The 15765-nt window shown below is 62.3% G+C and carries 17 protein-coding genes; 10 read left to right on the top strand and 7 right to left on the bottom strand.

What is annotated here, in order from left to right:
* Positions 1–81 precede the first annotated feature (81 nt).
* The 5 genes from C5F53_RS16360 (at position 82) to C5F53_RS16340 (ending at position 4900) form a co-directional block, all read left to right on the top strand.
* Complete coding sequence (locus tag C5F53_RS16360) at positions 82–1749, top strand: CTP synthase (protein ID WP_105262459.1); 1668 nt, start codon at positions 82–84, stop codon at positions 1747–1749.
* The gene (gene kdsA / locus C5F53_RS16355) at positions 1749–2603 is read left to right on the top strand and encodes a 3-deoxy-8-phosphooctulonate synthase (RefSeq protein ID WP_105262458.1); all 855 of its coding nucleotides are present in this window, start codon (positions 1749–1751) and stop codon (positions 2601–2603) included. The genes C5F53_RS16360 and kdsA overlap by 1 nt, the downstream gene beginning before the upstream one ends.
* Positions 2604–2664: 61 nt before the next feature.
* Positions 2665–3948, top strand: coding sequence for a phosphopyruvate hydratase (gene eno / locus C5F53_RS16350; protein ID WP_105262457.1), 1284 nt, complete (start codon positions 2665–2667; stop codon positions 3946–3948).
* Positions 3949–3970: 22 nt separating this feature from the next.
* On the top strand, positions 3971–4246 hold the full coding sequence (locus C5F53_RS16345; protein ID WP_105262456.1) for a septum formation initiator family protein: 276 nt from the start codon (positions 3971–3973) through the stop codon (positions 4244–4246).
* A gap of 9 nt (positions 4247–4255) precedes the next feature.
* Positions 4256–4900, top strand: coding sequence for an AAA family ATPase (locus C5F53_RS16340; protein WP_105262455.1), 645 nt, complete (start codon positions 4256–4258; stop codon positions 4898–4900).
* On the opposite strand, the gene C5F53_RS16335 is transcribed toward C5F53_RS16340, so the two are convergent.
* Positions 4886–5875 carry an Hsp33 family molecular chaperone HslO gene (locus C5F53_RS16335; protein ID WP_105262454.1) on the bottom strand — a complete coding sequence of 330 codons (990 nt, stop codon included), beginning with the start codon at positions 5873–5875 and terminating at the stop codon, positions 4886–4888. The genes C5F53_RS16340 and C5F53_RS16335 overlap by 15 nt on opposite strands.
* A gap of 39 nt (positions 5876–5914) precedes the next feature.
* Positions 5915–6439 carry a gamma carbonic anhydrase family protein gene (locus tag C5F53_RS16330; protein ID WP_105262453.1) on the bottom strand — a complete coding sequence of 175 codons (525 nt, stop codon included), beginning with the start codon at positions 6437–6439 and terminating at the stop codon, positions 5915–5917.
* 39 nt (positions 6440–6478) lie between these two features.
* Between C5F53_RS16330 and C5F53_RS16325 the strand changes: the two genes are divergently transcribed.
* Together C5F53_RS16325 and C5F53_RS16320 are read left to right on the top strand one after the other, a co-directional pair.
* On the top strand, positions 6479–7288 hold the full coding sequence (locus C5F53_RS16325) for a ferritin-like domain-containing protein (RefSeq protein WP_105262452.1): 810 nt from the start codon (positions 6479–6481) through the stop codon (positions 7286–7288).
* A 25-nt stretch (positions 7289–7313) separates the two neighbouring features.
* Positions 7314–8567, top strand: a complete 1254-nt coding sequence (locus tag C5F53_RS16320) for an EAL and HDOD domain-containing protein (protein ID WP_105262451.1) — start codon at positions 7314–7316, stop codon at positions 8565–8567.
* A 7-nt stretch (positions 8568–8574) separates the two neighbouring features.
* Here the strand turns inward: C5F53_RS16320 and xerD are convergent, their stop codons facing one another.
* Both xerD and C5F53_RS16310 read right to left on the bottom strand, forming a co-directional pair.
* Positions 8575–9480 (bottom strand): site-specific tyrosine recombinase XerD, encoded by a 906-nt coding sequence (xerD, locus tag C5F53_RS16315; protein WP_105262450.1) that lies wholly within the window; start codon positions 9478–9480, stop codon positions 8575–8577.
* Positions 9477–10439 (bottom strand): tripartite tricarboxylate transporter substrate binding protein BugE, encoded by a 963-nt coding sequence (locus C5F53_RS16310; RefSeq protein WP_105262449.1) that lies wholly within the window; start codon positions 10437–10439, stop codon positions 9477–9479. Before C5F53_RS16310 ends, xerD begins: the two co-directional genes overlap by 4 nt.
* Positions 10440–10552: 113 nt before the next feature.
* Between C5F53_RS16310 and C5F53_RS16305 the strand changes: the two genes are divergently transcribed.
* The gene (locus tag C5F53_RS16305) at positions 10553–11464 is read left to right on the top strand and encodes an AEC family transporter (protein ID WP_105262518.1); all 912 of its coding nucleotides are present in this window, start codon (positions 10553–10555) and stop codon (positions 11462–11464) included.
* Positions 11465–11473: 9 nt separating this feature from the next.
* On the opposite strand, the gene C5F53_RS16300 is transcribed toward C5F53_RS16305, so the two are convergent.
* Positions 11474–12484, bottom strand: a complete 1011-nt coding sequence (locus C5F53_RS16300) for a M14 family zinc carboxypeptidase (RefSeq protein WP_236635407.1) — start codon at positions 12482–12484, stop codon at positions 11474–11476.
* A gap of 240 nt (positions 12485–12724) precedes the next feature.
* On the opposite strand from C5F53_RS16300, the gene C5F53_RS20630 reads away from it, so the two are divergent.
* Both C5F53_RS20630 and C5F53_RS16295 read left to right on the top strand, forming a co-directional pair.
* A complete protein-coding gene (locus C5F53_RS20630) occupies positions 12725–12853 on the top strand; it encodes a hypothetical protein (RefSeq protein ID WP_255413717.1) in 129 nt (42 codons plus the stop codon).
* 15 nt (positions 12854–12868) lie between these two features.
* Entirely contained in the window at positions 12869–13882 is a 1014-nt protein-coding gene (locus tag C5F53_RS16295; RefSeq protein ID WP_105262447.1) for an MBL fold metallo-hydrolase, read from the top strand.
* Here the strand turns inward: C5F53_RS16295 and C5F53_RS16290 are convergent.
* Positions 13875–14675: a hypothetical protein gene (locus C5F53_RS16290; protein WP_105262446.1), complete on the bottom strand. Its 801-nt coding sequence runs from the start codon at positions 14673–14675 to the stop codon at positions 13875–13877. The genes C5F53_RS16295 and C5F53_RS16290 overlap by 8 nt on opposite strands.
* Positions 14672–15757, bottom strand: coding sequence for a tRNA epoxyqueuosine(34) reductase QueG (queG, locus tag C5F53_RS16285; RefSeq protein WP_105262517.1), 1086 nt, complete (start codon positions 15755–15757; stop codon positions 14672–14674). The genes C5F53_RS16290 and queG overlap by 4 nt, the downstream gene beginning before the upstream one ends.
* Positions 15758–15765: the final 8 nt, after the last annotated feature.

The raw sequence follows: 15765 nt of genomic DNA, 5'->3' as shown, positions 1-15765 counted from the left end.
TCTAGAGCCGAGGACCGCAATGTAGCAGACGCCTATAATCTCGCTTTACCACCTCATCGAACCCATAGGTTCGCCCCTGACATGACCAAATTTGTCTTCGTCACCGGCGGTGTGGTGTCTTCCCTTGGCAAGGGAATCGCCTCAGCCTCCTTAGCTGCGATTCTGGAATCGCGGGGCCTGACAGTCACCCTCATCAAGCTTGACCCCTACCTGAACGTAGACCCCGGCACCATGTCGCCCCTGCAGCACGGCGAGGTGTTTGTCACCGACGACGGCGCAGAAACCGATCTGGACTTGGGCCACTACGAGCGTTTCATTGAAACGCGCATGCGCAAGACCAACAACTTCACCACCGGCCAGATCTACAAGAGCGTGCTCGACAAAGAGCGCCGCGGTGACTACCTGGGCAAGACCGTGCAGGTCATCCCCCACGTCACCAACGAGATCCAGGAGTTCGTGAAGCGCGGTGCGCGTTTTGGCGAACCCGATGCGGTGGACGTGGCGATTGTGGAGATTGGCGGCACCGTGGGCGACATCGAGTCCCTGCCCTTCCTCGAAGCCGTGCGCCAGATGAGTCTGAAGCTCGGCCCCAACAACAGCGCCTTTGTACACCTGAGTTATGTGCCCTGGATCGCCGCTGCCGGTGAACTCAAAACCAAGCCAACCCAACACACGGCCAAACAGCTGCGCGAAATCGGCATCCAGGCCGACGCCCTGCTGTGCCGTGCAGACCGCCGGATTCCCGACGAAGAACGCCAGAAGATTTCACTGTTCTCCAACGTGCCCGAGTGGGGTGTGATCTCCATGTGGGATGTGGACACCATCTACAAGGTGCCACGCATGCTGCACGAGCAAGGCCTGGATGGCCTGATCTGCGACAAGCTGCGCCTGAACACCCCTCCTGCCAACCTCAAGCGTTGGGACGATCTGGTGTACGAGACTGAACACCCCAAGGGCGAAGTCACCATCGCCATGGTTGGCAAGTACGTGGACCTGACCGACAGCTACAAATCCGTCAACGAAGCACTGCGCCACGCCGGCATGAAAAACCATGTGCGCGTGAAAATCGAACATGTGGATTCCGAAACCATCGACACCGCCAGCGTCAACCAGTTGGCCAAGTACGACGCCATTCTGGTGCCTGGCGGCTTTGGCAAGCGCGGTATTGAAGGCAAGATCAGCACGGCCCGTTTCGCCCGCGAAAACAAAGTGCCTTACCTGGGCATCTGCCTGGGCATGCAGGTGGCCACCATCGAATTCGCCCGCCACGTGGCAGGCCTTGCAGACGCCAACAGCACCGAATTCGAGCCCGCTAGCCCCCATCCCGTGATTGCGCTGATCACCGAGTGGAAAGATGCGGACGGCACGATCAAGACGCGCGACGCCAACTCGGACCTAGGCGGCACCATGCGCCTGGGCGCACAAAGCTCCGACGTGACCAAAGGCACCCTGGCCCACAAGATCTACGGCAATGTAGTGACCGAGCGCCACCGCCACCGGTATGAAGCGAATGTGAACTACCTGGAGCAACTGCGCCAAGCAGGTCTGGTGATTTCGGCACTGACCCAACGGGAACATCTCACCGAAATCGTGGAATTGCCCCAAGCCGTGCACCCCTGGTTTGTGGGCGTGCAGTTCCACCCTGAATTCAAGTCCACCCCCTGGAACGGCCACCCGCTGTTCAATGCCTTCATCAAGGCCGCGGTGGACCACCAGTCCGAAGGAAAAAATCTGAAAGCGGTCGCCTGATGAAACTGTGCGGTTTTGATATTGGCCTTGATCAACGCTTCTTCCTGATCGCCGGTACCTGCTCCATCGAAGGGCTGGAAATGTCCATCGAGGTGGCAGGCCAGCTCAAGGAAGCGTGCACCTCTTTGGGCATCCCTCTGATCTACAAGGGCTCCTTCGACAAGGCCAACCGCTCCTCCGGCACCAGCAAGCGCGGTGTCGGCCTGGATGCTGGCCTGAAGATCCTGGATGAGGTCCGCCGCCAGCTGCAATTGCCCATCCTGACCGATGTGCATGACGAATCCCATGTGGCCGAAGTTGCCAGTGTGGTGGACGTGCTGCAGACGCCTGCCTTCCTGTGCCGCCAGACCGACTTCATCCGCGCCGTTGCACAAAGCGGCAAGCCGGTGAACATCAAGAAGGGCCAGTTCCTCGCGCCGTGGGACATGACGAACGTCATCGACAAAGCCCGCGCCGCTGCCGAAGAGGCCGGGCTCTCACCCGACCGTTTTCTGGCCTGCGAACGCGGCGTGAGCTTTGGCTACAACAACCTCGTGGCCGACATGACCAGCTTGGCCGAGATGCGCAAGTCGGGCGCGCCTGTCGTGTTCGACGTGACCCACTCGGTACAAAAACCCGGCGGCCTGGGCGGCACCAGCGGTGGCGCGCGCGACATGGTGCCTGTGCTGGCCCGCGCCGGCGTGGCCGCCGGTGTGGCCGGGCTCTTCATGGAGACCCATCCCCGCCCCGCCGAGGCCTGGTCCGACGGCCCAAATGCCGTGCCACTCAAACACATGAAGGCGCTGCTGGAAACCCTGGTGGCCTTGGATTCCGTAACCAAAAAAACTCCCTTGCTGGAAAACAATTTCCAGTAAGGCCCCGCATCATTCAGCCTGCCGTTTTTTGTTTGTCTGTTTTTGAACTTGAAAGAAACCCATGAGCGCAATTGTTGATATCGTCGGTCGCGAAATTCTGGACTCCCGTGGCAACCCCACTGTGGAATGCGACGTGTTGCTGGAGTCGGGCACCATGGGCCGTGCGGCCGTGCCCTCTGGTGCCTCCACCGGTTCGCGCGAAGCCATCGAGCTGCGAGATGGCGACAAAAAACGTTACCTGGGCAAAGGTGTACTGAAGGCCGTCGAGCACATCAACACCGAAATTTCTGAGGCCGTGTTGGGCCTGGATGCTTCCGAACAAGCGTTCCTGGACAAGACCCTGATTGACCTGGACGGTACCGAAAACAAGAGCCGCTTGGGCGCCAACGCCATGTTGGCCGTGTCCATGGCTGTGGCCCGTGCAGCCGCGGAAGAAGCTGGCCTGCCGCTGTACCGCTACTTTGGCGGCATGGGCAGCGTGCAAATGCCCGTGCCCATGATGAACGTGATCAACGGTGGCGAACACGCCAACAACAACCTCGACCTGCAAGAGTTGATGATCATCCCCGTGGGTGCGCCCAGCTTCCGCGAAGCCCTGCGTTGGGGTGCCGAAGTGTTCCACGCACTGAAGAAAATCCTGCACGACAAGGGCATCAGCACCGCTGTGGGCGATGAAGGTGGTTTTGCCCCCAACGTGGCCAACCACGAAGCCGCCATCCAGATGATTCTGGAAGCGATTGACAAGGCTGGCTATGTGGCCGGTGAACAAATCGCCCTGGGCCTGGACTGCGCCGCCTCCGAGTTCTACAAAGACGGCAAGTACGAACTCGAAGGCGAAGGCCTGAGCCTGACCGCCCAAGAGTGGACCGACATGCTGGCCACCTGGGTCGACAAGTACCCCATCATCAGCATCGAAGACGGCATGGCCGAAGGTGACTGGGACGGCTGGAAAGTTCTGACCGACCGCCTGGGCGCCAAAGTGCAGATCGTGGGTGACGACCTGTTCGTGACCAACACCAAGATTCTGAAAGAAGGCATCGACAAGGGCATCGCCAACTCGATCCTGATCAAGATCAACCAGATCGGCACGCTGTCTGAAACCTTTGCCGCCATTGAAATGGCAAAGCGCGCAGGCTACACCGCCGTGATCAGCCACCGCTCGGGCGAAACCGAAGATTCCACCATCTCTGACATCGCCGTGGGCACCAACGCTGGCCAAATCAAGACGGGCTCCTTGAGCCGCTCCGACCGCATGGCCAAATACAACCAGTTGCTGCGCATCGAAGAGGACTTGGGTGATGTGGCTGTGTACCCCGGCCGCGCTGCTTTCTACAACCTCAAGTAACCCCCCCCCCGGTCGAACCACCATGGCCAATCGCCTTGTTCCCGCCGCATTGATCGCCTTGCTGGTGATCTTGCACGGGCAACTGTGGTTCGGGCGGGGTAGCGTGCCCAATGTGTCCAAGCTGACTGGTCAGCTGGACGCACAAAAGCAGCACAACACCCAGGCCGCGCAAGCCAATGAACGTCTGGTGGCAGAAATCAGCGACCTGCGTGAAGGTCTGGAAATTGTGGAAGAAAAAGCCCGTGCCGAGTTGGGCATGGTCAAGGCCAACGAAATTTACGTGCAGATCGCACGCTGACGCGCCCCCATGAAGATCGGTATTGTGGGCGCCGAGTGCAGCGGCAAATCAACGCTGTCCGCTGAACTGCACACCGCCTTGCACAGCCGCTATGCGTCGGTAACGCTTATCCCCGAATACTTGCGCGAGTGGAGTGCACAGCACGGCCGCCCCCCGCAAGCCCACGAACAAGCCCACGTTGCCAATACCCAGGCTGCACGCATCCAGCAGGCCCAAGCCGCCTGCGTGGTCGCGGACACCACATCCTTGGTCACCGCCGTCTACAGCGACGTGCTGTTCCATGACAGCAGCCTGTACGACAACGCAGTTACGTTTCAGCGCTCGTTCGACCTCACCCTACTGGCCTGCCTGGACCTGCCCTGGGTCGCCGATGGCATCCAGCGCGATGGGGTGGCCATGCAACAGCGCATTGATGCACGGCTGCGGGACGTGTTGCTCGCACACCAGTTGCCATTTGCCACGGTGTACGGAGTCGGCCCCCAACGGCTGCAAGCAGCCCTGCAGGCGATAGACCATACCGATGCCGTGCGCCGCGCGCAGCTACCTGCAACCCAAGGCCCGGCGTGGACCTGGATCTGCGACACCTGCTCCGATGCGGACTGTGAGCACCGGCTGTTCAGCCGGCTCACCCAGCCGGCCTCAGTGCGCGTCTGAACCGCCGTCCAGGCGCTGCAAGGGGTCGGTAAACAGCTGGGCGGCATCCACCGGATCAAAACGGTGCTGCGCCCCGCAGAATTCGCAGGACACCTCAATGTCATGGCGCTCCGCGAGGATGCTCTCCACTTCCTCAAGCCCCAGGCTGACAATCATCTTGGCCACACGCTCGCGGCTGCAGCTGCAAACAAAACGGGGCGCAGTCTCGCCTACCAAGGGCTCGAAGCGGGTGACCTGCTCTTCCCAGAACAGGCGGCGCAAAATCGTATCCACATCCAGCGTTAGCAACTCTTCACGCTTGAGACTGGCTGCCAGGGTGGCGATGCGGTTGTAGTGCTCGTTCAGGCCAATTGCATCCTCGTTTTCCTTGGACACCATGCTGCCCGACAGATTGCCCTCGCCTTGCATGGGCAAGCGCTGAATCAGCAGCCCCGCAGCCACCGAGTCATTGGCCGCCAGCACCAGGGTGGTGTCCAACTGTTCACTCTGCAGCATGTAGTGCTCCAGCACCGCGCTCAGTTTTTCAATCGGCTGCCCGTGGTCATCGAACAACGGCACCACGCCCTGGTAGGGCTGCTGTCCGGGGAACTTGGTTTTGGGGTCCAGCGTGATGGCGCAACGCCCCTGGTTGGTGACATTGACCATCTGGCTTAGCGACAGGTCATGCGCCACCACACCGGCCACTGTGGCAGTTGCACGCAGTTTCAAATCGGACTGCACCTCCACCACCGCCACCTGCACGGGGCCATCGCCAAATATCTGCAGCACCAAAGCCCCATCGAACTTGATGTTGGACTGCATCAGCACTGCTGCAGCGGTCATTTCACCCAGCATATTTTGCACTGGCGCGGGATAGGCCCCCGTATGGGTGTTCGAGGCGCGGCGACGCAGGATTTCTACCCAGGCGTCGGTCAAACGCACCACGGCACCACGTACCGGCAACCCATCAAACAAAAACTTGTGCAACTCAGACATGCACGTCTCCCTTCAAGCCAGCCCACGCAGGGCCAGCGGTTAAGCAATTTTCTTCAGTCCGTTTTTAAAGCGGTGCGCATTTTCGATGTAGTGCAAGGCACTCAGGCGTAAACCTGCCTGCTGCTCCGCGGACAGCTCCCGCACCACCTTGGCCGGGCTGCCCAAAATCATGGAACCATCTGGAAATTCCTTACCCTCGGTGACCAGCGATCCGGCCCCCACAATGCAGCCTTTGCCGATCCTGGCACCGTTGAGCACGATGGCACCAATGCCGATCAGCGATCCGTCACCGATGGTGCAGCCATGGAGCATGACCTGGTGGCCCACCGTCACGTGGTCGCCAATCGTGAGTGGCTTGCCAATATCTGCATGCAACACACTCGCATCCTGGATGTTGGAGCCCTTGCCAATACGGATGGTTTCGGTGTCCCCGCGCAACACCGCGCCAAACCAGACACTGGCGTCTTCGGCCAATTCCACCTTGCCCATGACCTGGGCACTATCTGCTACCCAGGCAGATGCAGCAATGTGCGGTGCAATCTGGTCAAGTTCATAAATAGCCATGGTCCCCCTCCAGACTGCTACAAAACTAGAATTGTAGAGATGGAACTTCGACACTGCGCGCTGCAAGCCTTTGAAATCTGTAATCCTGCCGGCAAGGTCGCAGCGGTACAGCAACTCGCCCCCCGGCTGGCAGCACTGCCAGTGGACTGCCTGCAGCCGTTTGCCTGGCCCGAGCACCCGGGGCGCCCTGTTCTACCCCAACTGGTCGAACCGAAGGAAGTCCCACGGCGCTCCCCGTTCACGGCAGATGGCCATGCGGCGCTGGTCCATTCCATCGCACACATCGAATTCAATGCCATCAACCTCGCTCTGGACGCCATCTGGCGATTTACCGGCATGCCCGAAGCCTACTACCGGGACTGGATGCAAGTGGCGCTAGAGGAGTCGCAACATTTCCAGGCCCTGCAAGCGCACCTGCAGCGCTGTGGCTACACCTATGGCAGCTTCCCCGCCCATGAGGGACTGTGGACCATGTGCCACAACACCCGCCACGATGTGGTGGCCCGCATGGCGCTGGTACCGCGCACCCTAGAAGCCAGAGGCCTGGATGCCACCCCGCTGATTCAGGCCAAGCTGCGCAAGGTCGGCACCCCCAACGCCCTGGAGGCCTGCGACATCCTGGACACTATCCTGCGGGAAGAAGTAGGCCATGTCGCCATCGGCAACCAGTGGTTCCACTGGCTGTGCCAGCGCGACGACCTGGAGCCAGCACCCTTCTATGCCCAGGCGGCCTTGCGCCACGCAGCCCCCCGCCCCAAACCGCCCTTCAACCTCACGGCACGCAAGCGCGCAGGCTTCACAGACACCGAGCTGCAAGCCCTGCAAGCGGATGGATGTGCGCAAGTCTAGAATGGCCTGAACCTTTTACACCACCATGCCTGACACCGCCTCCCACGCAGCCGCCACGGCCCCAGCAGGTCCGCCGGTCGCCATTGCACGCCAAGCCATTCTGGACAGCCAACGCAGCGTATTCGGCTACGAATTGTTTGACCGCTCCGTCGCGGCGGATCAACACACGGCCTCCAGCGATGCCCAGTTGCTCTTCAACCTGCTGTCCATGGCCGACACCGAGGCCTTGATGGAGAGGAAAACCCTGTTCATCAACTGCACGCATGACAGCCTGGCCGGTGGCCACCTGGAGCTGGTGGCGCCAGATCGGATCGTGCTAGAAATACCACCGCTGCCCGTAACGCAGCTGGAGCAGATCCAGACACGACTTCCCACCCTCCAAGCCATGCGCGAGCGTGGATTTCGCCTAGCTTTTGATTACTCGGTACTCACCCGCTCCTACGAGACCTGGCTGCCATTGGCCTCCTTCATCAAGTTCGATGTATCGGTGCTCAAGCCCGCCTCCATCAGTTCCTTTGTCAAGCTGGCGCAGTCCAAATCCAGTGCGCAACTGGTGGCAGAAAAAGTGGAAACGGCACAACAGCACGAAATGCTGCAAGAACTGGGTGTGCAACTGTTTCAGGGTTATTGGTTTGCCAAACCTGTCCTCGTAGAGGGGCAAACCATACGCCCTGCGCAGGCCACCATCCTGCAACTCATCAATCTGGTGCGCCAACAGGCCAGCACCCACGAGATTGAAGAAGTACTCAAGCGCGACCCTACGCTGTCCTTCAATCTGCTGCGCTTTATCAATTCGGCCAGTTTTGGCCTGCGCACCGAGGTCACGTCTTTCAAACACGCGGTGATGCTGCTGGGCCTCAAAAAACTCTTCAAGTGGGCTGCTTTGCTGCTAACCACCTCCCAGGCAGGCGAAGTGCCACCAGCGGTGGGCAGCACGGCCGTGGTCCGCGGGCGCCTGATGGAGTTGCTGACCGCAGACACCCTGCCGCCCGAGGAAAGCGACAACGCCTTTGTAGTGGGCATTTTTTCCTTGCTGGACACCTTGCTGGGCGTACCCATGCCCGTCGCGCTGGCCACATTGAGCCTGCCAGAGACGGTGACCAATGCACTGCTCTACGGAACCGGTCCTTTGGCCCCCTACCTGGCGCTGGCACAGGCCTGCGAATCCGGCGACGACGAAACATTTGCCAACACCTCTGTGGCCCTGGGCCTCAACAGCAACCAGGTTAACTGGGCACACTTGCAGGCCCTGGCTTGGGCTGAAACCCTGCTCGACTAAGCCTGCTTCACCCGCGCGGATGATGCTGGGCGTGCAACGCCGCCAAGCGTTCGCGGGCCACATGGGTATAGATGGTGGTGGTCGAAATATCCGCGTGGCCCAGTAGCATTTGCACCGAGCGTAAATCTGCGCCATGGTTCAACAAATGGGTGGCAAAAGCATGGCGCAGCGTGTGTGGCGAGATAGGGACCCGAATGCCCGCCTGCAAGGCATACCGTTTCACCAGCGTCCAGAACATCACACGTGTCATGGCACTGCCGGCCTTGCTGCCACGCACGGTGACAAACAGATCCTGGGTTTGTTTGGGACCTAGCAACTCACCCCGGGCCTGGCCCAGATAACGTTGCAACCATTCGCCAGCCACTTCGCCAAATGGCACCATGCGTTCCTTGGACCCCTTGCCCATCACACGCAACACGCCCTCGTTCAGCCCCAGATTGAGCACCCGCAACTCCACCAGTTCACTCACACGCAGGCCGCTGGCATACATCAGCTCCAGCATGGTGCGGTCGCGCACACCCAGCGCCTCGCTGGTGTCGGGTGCAGCCAGCAAGGCTTCCACCTGTGCCTCGGTCAGGCTTTTGGGAATGCGTGGGGCTTGCTTGGCGGCATCGAGCCTGAGGGTCGGGTCCTGCTGGACCAGGCCCTCACGCAAGGCCCAGCGAAAGTAGCGGCGAAATACGGTCAGCCGCCGGTTGGCCGTGGTGGCCTTGGTCTGCGCATGCTGGGCGGCAAAGTAACCCTGGATATGCAGCTCTTGTGCGGCCACCAGGGGTGTGGTTTGCAACCACTGCGCAAACAGCGTGAGGTCGCGGCGGTAGGCCTGAAGGGTGTTTTTGGACAGCCCTTCTTCCAACCACAACGCGTCGATAAAGGTATCGATCGAAGACGTGTCTACGCCGCCTGCTGTCATTCCAGACGCAGTTTGGCGGACTCCACCACCTTTTTGTACACCTCGAACTCGGCCTTGATCTGGGCAGAGAACTGCTCGGGGCTGTTGCCTTCGATCAGCGAACCGGTTTCTTCAATACGCTTGCGCACGGCCGGGTCTTCCAGCACTTTGCGTACGGCGGCGTTGACCTTGTCCACCACCTCTTTGGGCAGCCCCTTGGGCCCGTAAATCCCATAGAAGGCCATGCGATTCACGGGCTCCAGCCCCACTTCTTTGAAGGTAGGCACATTGGGAAGCTGCGCCAGGCGTTGGGGCGCGGCCACCACGATCGGCACCAAACGGTTGCTCTGGATGAAAGGCAAGGCCGACGGCAGATTGTCAAAAATCAGTGGCACCTGGCCGCCCACGGTGTCGTTCAAAGCCGGGCCCGCGCCTCGGTAGGGAATGTGGGTAATAAACACACCCGCCAGGTTCTTGAACAACTCGGTCTGCATATGGCCGATGCCCCCCGTACCAGAAGACGCATAAGAGTGCTTGCCTGGGCTCTTCTTCAGTTCAGCCATAAAACTCTTGTAGTCTTTGGCCGGAAAACTCGGGTGCACCGCAATCACATTGGGCGTGGCCGCAATATTGACGATGGGTGTGAAATCGGTGAGCGGGTTGTAGGGGTTCTTGGGGTTGATGGCCGGGTTGGCTGCCACCGTAGACACCGTGGCCATGCCCAGCGAATACCCATCGGGCGCCGATTTGGCTGTCTCATTGGCCCCCACCACGCCGCCGCCACCGGCCTTGTTCTCCACCACCACCGTCTGGCCCAACACCTTGCCCAGCGGGTCGGCAATCACGCGGGCAATGATGTCGGTGGTGCCACCCGGCGCAAATGGCACCTGCAGCTTGATGACCTTGTTGGGGTAGCCTTGGGCCAGCGCCGCACTGGAGGCGGCTAACAAGCCCATGGCAAACAGAACTCTACGGTGCATGGCAATCTCCTGTTGGTTTGCCGGGGATGGTACCCGCTTGGCAGCCGACACAGGCTTACACCCCCACCCCGTGGAAACCCGAAGCCACGGCGCCCGGCTGCTATCCTTCTGGGGTGAACTACGCCCAACTCCTTTTCCCCGATTTCTCCCTCATTCTGGTGGGTTACCTGGTATGCCGCTACACCGCGCTGAACCGGCCCGTCTGGGAGCAGGTGGAGTCGCTGGTGTACTACTTTCTGTTCCCGGTGCTGCTGTTCCACTCGATTGTGAAAAGCCCGCTGGACTTGGGTGCAGCCTCCAGCCTCATGGGCGCCGGCTGGGCCACGGGCCTGATCGGCATTGCCATGGCCTATGCCCTCCCCCGCCTGCCCTGGCTGGGTCGCCACATCGACGCCCGGGACCACGCCTCCAGTGCACAAATTGCCTTCCGCTTCAATTCGTTCATCGGCCTGGCCATTGCCGACCGGCTGGCGGGCCCGCAAGGCCTGCAACTGATTGCGGTGCTGATTGGTGTGTGTGTCCCGCTGTTCAACGTGGCAGCTGTGTGGCCCATGGCGCGCCATGCGCAGCGTGGTTTTGCACGCGAGCTGCTGCGCAACCCGCTCATCATCGCCACCGCCTCCGGGCTGGTCGCCAACCTCATGGGTTTCAGCATCCCCGTTTGGCTGGAACCCACCGTCACCCGCCTGGGCGCAGCCTCGCTGGCCTTGGGCCTGATGGCCGCCGGTGCCGGCATGCAGCTGGGCGCGCTGGCGCGCGGCAAGGCACTGGCCGTGTCCGTGCTGGTGATTCGCCACGCACTCACGCCCATCGCCGCGTTGGGCGTGGCCCTGCTGTTCAGGCTCAACCCGACCCAAGCCACTATGCTGCTGGCCTTCTCGGCCCTGCCCACCGCGTCCAGTTGTTATGTGCTGGCCGCGCGCATGGGCTACGACGGCGCCTATGTGGCCGGCTTGGTCACCCTGTCCACCCTGCTCGGCATGGCCAGCCTGCCCTTTGCACTGGGCGTGCTGCGCTCCCTGTAACCAACCTGCTCAGTACCAATGCTGCAGCGCCTCGGCATGCAGGGCGTGGCGCTGGTTATCCTGTGGCACCCACGACTCCGCACTGCAAGCCGCGCGGGTTAAAAAGTCCAGCATCCACAAGTGGCGGCGCAACACGCGCTCCTGCCGATGGCCAATCAGCGGGTTGAAGATGCCGTGGCGGCTGAACAGCTGGCGTGGGTTTTTCTTGATCCATAACCACGAGCCCATCTCCAGCGTGAGCGGCAAAAACACCCGCTCCGGCGCCGCACGCGACTGTAGGTAGAGGTGGTCCCACAGGTCGCCGTGTGCCAGGTACTGCAGGCTTTGCGGCTCAAACACATAGGGGTGGTGGTTGTAGGTCTGGCGGAAGATGACCTGCAGTGCATACATCTCGGCCAGGTGGTGCAGCGCCTGGCGTGTGTGGGCAAACGGGAACCACAGCCGGTCCTGCACGCCAAAACCCGAATGGCAGTCCACCGACATGCTGAAGGGCCGTGGCAACAGCTCCTGTGCCACCACTTCACACACGGCCTGGTTTTCTTCTTCCATGGGCGCTCCGGCCCGGCCGCGGTACCAGGGCAGGCGTGCGCTCAGGCGCTGGCCGCCCACCAGGGCGGGCACCGGCTCCAGCGCATCCACCGGGGCGTTGCGCATCAGGTCCACACCACACGGGTTGGCGCGTGTGCCCAGCGCCATGCCGCCGGGGTTGACCAGGGGCATGAACACCAGGCGCAAGGATTCGAGCTGGCGGTGCAGCGTGTGGTCCCAGGTCAGGCGCATCACGATACTGTGCAGGTAGGCGATCACCACCTCGGCGCCGATGCGCTCCAGGCCGTGCACACCGCCAAAGAAGCCGATAGCGGGCACCTGCGGGTCCGGGTTGCCCAGTGCGATGGCGTAGACCGGCAATGCCGTGCCACGGCAGTCCACCTCGCGCACCACGCGGGTCTGCACACGGCTGCCGGCCAGCTGCAGGATTCGCTCCAGTTCGGTCAGGGCATCGAGGGCGCGTGGTGACAAGGGCAAAGCTCCAGGTAACGCGCCAGCATAGTGGGCCGCAGCCCCCGGTGCAGCCTCTTTTCGTGGGCTGATGCCATGCCACCACAGTGCCATCAAAGCGTCACATTCGCCGCCTAGAGTGGCTGCATCTGCAACCCGCCGGGAGCCTTCCATGATCCTCAAACTGCTTGGACTGCAACGTTTGCTCGACGAACTGTTCGAAGACAACTGGCTGGAGCCAGTGGCCCTGATCGAAGTCTGATGCGGCGCCGCTCCACCCCCCGCCGCAGCCCCCTGCTGCCCTGGCTGGCCGTCACGCTGGCCCTGGTGCAGGGTGTGGGTGAACTGCTGGCCCTGCAACGCACGCGACTCTCACGCCCACGCCGCTGACCCTACACTGCGCGCATGAAATTGTTCAAGCGCTTGGCAGTTGTCGTTGTGTTGGTATTGGCGGTGGGCGCCGCCGCACTGGCCTGGCTACTCAGCCATCCGCCGGGCCTGGAAGGTCTGACTGCCCTGCGCTGGCAGGCCCCCACGCCCGCAGAGACGCCACTGCGCGTGAGTTTTTTGGGCGTAGCCACGGTGCTGCTGGACGATGGTGAAACCGCGCTGCTGACCGATGGATTTTTCTCCCGCCCCGACAAACTCACCACCTTTGTGCGCCAGGTAGAACCCGATGTGGCCGGCATTGCCGCCGGCCTGCAGCGCGCCGGCATTCCGGCACGCACCGGCAAGCTGGCCGCGGTGATTCCCCTGCACTCCCATTACGACCACGCCATGGACGCCCCCGAGGTGGCCAAGCGCACCGGCGCGCTGCTGCTGGGCTCCAGCTCCACCGCCATGGTGGGCCGCGGCTGGGGCCTGCCCGAGGCGCAAATCCGCACGGCCGAGCTGCGCAAGCCCTACACCTTCGGCCGCTTCACGGTCACGCTGTACCCGGCGCTGCACACGCCCACGGGGTTTACCGGCGGCGAAATCACCGCACCGCTGAAGCCGCCCGTACGCGCCACCGAGTACAAGGAAGGCCAGAGTTATGTGGCCCACATCACCCACGACGGGCGCAGCCTGCTGATCACTGGCACCGCTGGTTTTGTGCCCGGTGCGCTGCGGGGGGTGAAGGCCGATGTGGTCTTGCTGGGCATTGGCGCCATGGGCCCGCGCAGCACCGAGCACAAAGCCGCCTACTGGCAAGAGACCGTGGCAACGGTGGGTGCGCGGCGTGTCATTCCCATCCACTGGGACGATTTCTGGATTCCATCCACCCTGCCCATGCAGCCCATGCCCAAGCCGCTGGACGACTTTGAGGCGTCCATGCAGTTCTTGCAGCAGCGCGCTGCGCAAGACCAGGTGGACATCCGGCTGCCGCTGGAGTGGCAGCCCATGGATGTGTTTGCCGGGCTTCCGCCCGTAGTTAGATAAGTGAACCCAACGTGGCGGTGCGCAGGCCCGCTGCACGCGCCTGCGCCAGAAAGTCCTGGCCCATGGTTTCAAAACCGGTGACAGGGCTCATGCAGTCGGTCAGCAGCACGGTAGCCTGCAACCGCGCCGCCGGCAGCTCTGCCATCAGGTCACTCACCGAGGCTGCCACACAGTGGCTCAGCGCCTCGCCCGCTATTAAAAGCGTAGCGCCTTGCGCAGACAGGGTGCGCATCAGGGGCTTGTTGAGCAGGGTTCTTTCGTCATCGGCCCGCGGCACCTCGGCCTTGAAGGCGCTGTACTGCTCGGTCATGGGGTTCTGGCCCTTGAGCACCTTGTGGCAGCTGCGCCCCGTGCTTTGCTCCCAGTGCGCAATGGCGTCGCTCAGCCCGCTGTGGATGTTGTGACCCCAGGTGCCCAACACGCAGTGCACCGGCCAGACGATGAGCTGGCGCTGGCCTGTGGCTTCCAGCGCTTGCAGGTAGGCCAACACCTCGGCCATCTTGTAGGTATGGCGCGGGCGGAAGGTACCGGCCTGCACATCGGCCGCGCGAATCAGCGTGAACGGCGCAACGGCACTGCCATCCGCCTGTTGCCAGAAGCTGGTGCGCTCCACGCCCACGCTGGCGTGGGAGTCCAGCGTGACGGTGAGGCTTTGCACTTGGCCCGCGTGTGTGGTCAACCACGCGGCCAGCCGGTCCATGTCGGCATTAGCGCCGGGCACCGGCAGGGCTGCGCCCGCGATGTCGAGGAAGTCGTTTTGCGGGTCGATGACGAGCAGGTCGTAAGAGGTCATGGTGTTGCGTCGGAAGAAACGGGAAAAGCGGAGGAAGTCTGCAGGGCCCACTGCACATGCTCTTGCACCAGCGGGTCCGGGTGGTGGGTGCGGCGTTGCAAGGACTGGACCATGGTGGCGCGCTGAGCCGTGCTCAGACCCGTACCATGCAGCGCATTGCCCAGCGCCACGGCCACATTGCGCAGCCAGCGCGCGTGGCCGATGCGGCGGATCGGGCTGCCTTCAGTGTGTTTCAAAAAGGTGTCTTCACTCCAGTCCAGCAGCTTCGCCAGCTGCTCACCAGCCAGGCCCTCGCGAGCGTCAAAATCGGGCAGGCTGCTGCGCTGGGCGAACTTGTTCCAGGGGCAGACCAGCTGGCAGTCGTCGCAGCCGTAGATGCGGTTGCCGATCAGTGGCCGCATCTCCAGCGGAATGGGGCCCGCGTGTTCGATGGTCAGGTAGGAGATGCAACGCCGCGCGTCCAGCCGGTGCGGCGCGATGATGGCCTGCGTGGGGCAGGCGCTGATGCAGGCGCTGCAGCTGCCGCAGTGTGGATCTACCGGCGCGCTGGCGGGCAGCGCCACGTCCACATAAATCTCACCCAGAAAAAACATGGAGCCGGCCTCTCGGTTCAGCAGCAGCGTGTGTTTGCCGCGCCAGCCCTGGCCACTGCGCGAAGCCAGCTCGGCCTCCAGCACTGGCGCACTGTCCGTGAACACGCGGTAGCCCAGCGGGCCCATGTGCTCGGACAGCCGGTCGGCCAATTTTTGCAGGCGGTTGCGCAACACCTTGTGGTAGTCCCGCCCCCGCGCGTACAGCGACACAATGCCCTCGCCGGGGCGCTGCAGGCGCGCCAGTTCCGCATCCTGCCAGCCGGCTTCGGTGGCCTGCGGCAGGTAGTCCATGCGCGCCGTAATCACGCTCACCGTGCCCGGCACCAGCTCGGCCGGGCGGGCCCGTTTGAGGCCATGCTGGGCCATATAGCCCATCTCACCGTGGAAACCGTGCGACAACCAGGCCAATAAACCAGCCTCGGCGGACGACAAATCGACACCGGCCACGCCAATTTGGGAGAATCCAAGTTCCCGGGCCCAGGCCCGCACCTGGGCGA

The organism is Rhodoferax sp. TS-BS-61-7 (assembly GCF_002943465.1).
Lineage (GTDB): Bacteria > Pseudomonadota > Gammaproteobacteria > Burkholderiales > Burkholderiaceae_C > Allorhodoferax.
This window is presented reverse-complemented; position numbering and strand designations above follow the sequence as displayed.

Coding starts and splice junctions, on each gene's coding strand:
- C5F53_RS16360 (WP_105262459.1), top strand. CDS start 82: ATGACCAAATTTGTCTTCGTCACCGGCGGTGTGGTGTCTTCCCTTGGC.
- kdsA (WP_105262458.1), top strand. CDS start 1,749: ATGAAACTGTGCGGTTTTGATATTGGCCTTGATCAACGCTTCTTCCTG.
- eno (WP_105262457.1), top strand. CDS start 2,665: ATGAGCGCAATTGTTGATATCGTCGGTCGCGAAATTCTGGACTCCCGT.
- C5F53_RS16345 (WP_105262456.1), top strand. CDS start 3,971: ATGGCCAATCGCCTTGTTCCCGCCGCATTGATCGCCTTGCTGGTGATC.
- C5F53_RS16340 (WP_105262455.1), top strand. CDS start 4,256: ATGAAGATCGGTATTGTGGGCGCCGAGTGCAGCGGCAAATCAACGCTG.
- C5F53_RS16335 (WP_105262454.1), bottom strand. CDS start 5,875: ATGTCTGAGTTGCACAAGTTTTTGTTTGATGGGTTGCCGGTACGTGGT.
- C5F53_RS16330 (WP_105262453.1), bottom strand. CDS start 6,439: ATGGCTATTTATGAACTTGACCAGATTGCACCGCACATTGCTGCATCT.
- C5F53_RS16325 (WP_105262452.1), top strand. CDS start 6,479: ATGGAACTTCGACACTGCGCGCTGCAAGCCTTTGAAATCTGTAATCCT.
- C5F53_RS16320 (WP_105262451.1), top strand. CDS start 7,314: ATGCCTGACACCGCCTCCCACGCAGCCGCCACGGCCCCAGCAGGTCCG.
- xerD (WP_105262450.1), bottom strand. CDS start 9,480: ATGACAGCAGGCGGCGTAGACACGTCTTCGATCGATACCTTTATCGAC.
- C5F53_RS16310 (WP_105262449.1), bottom strand. CDS start 10,439: ATGCACCGTAGAGTTCTGTTTGCCATGGGCTTGTTAGCCGCCTCCAGT.
- C5F53_RS20630 (WP_255413717.1), top strand. CDS start 12,725: ATGCGGCGCCGCTCCACCCCCCGCCGCAGCCCCCTGCTGCCCTGGCTG.
- C5F53_RS16295 (WP_105262447.1), top strand. CDS start 12,869: ATGAAATTGTTCAAGCGCTTGGCAGTTGTCGTTGTGTTGGTATTGGCG.
- C5F53_RS16290 (WP_105262446.1), bottom strand. CDS start 14,675: ATGACCTCTTACGACCTGCTCGTCATCGACCCGCAAAACGACTTCCTC.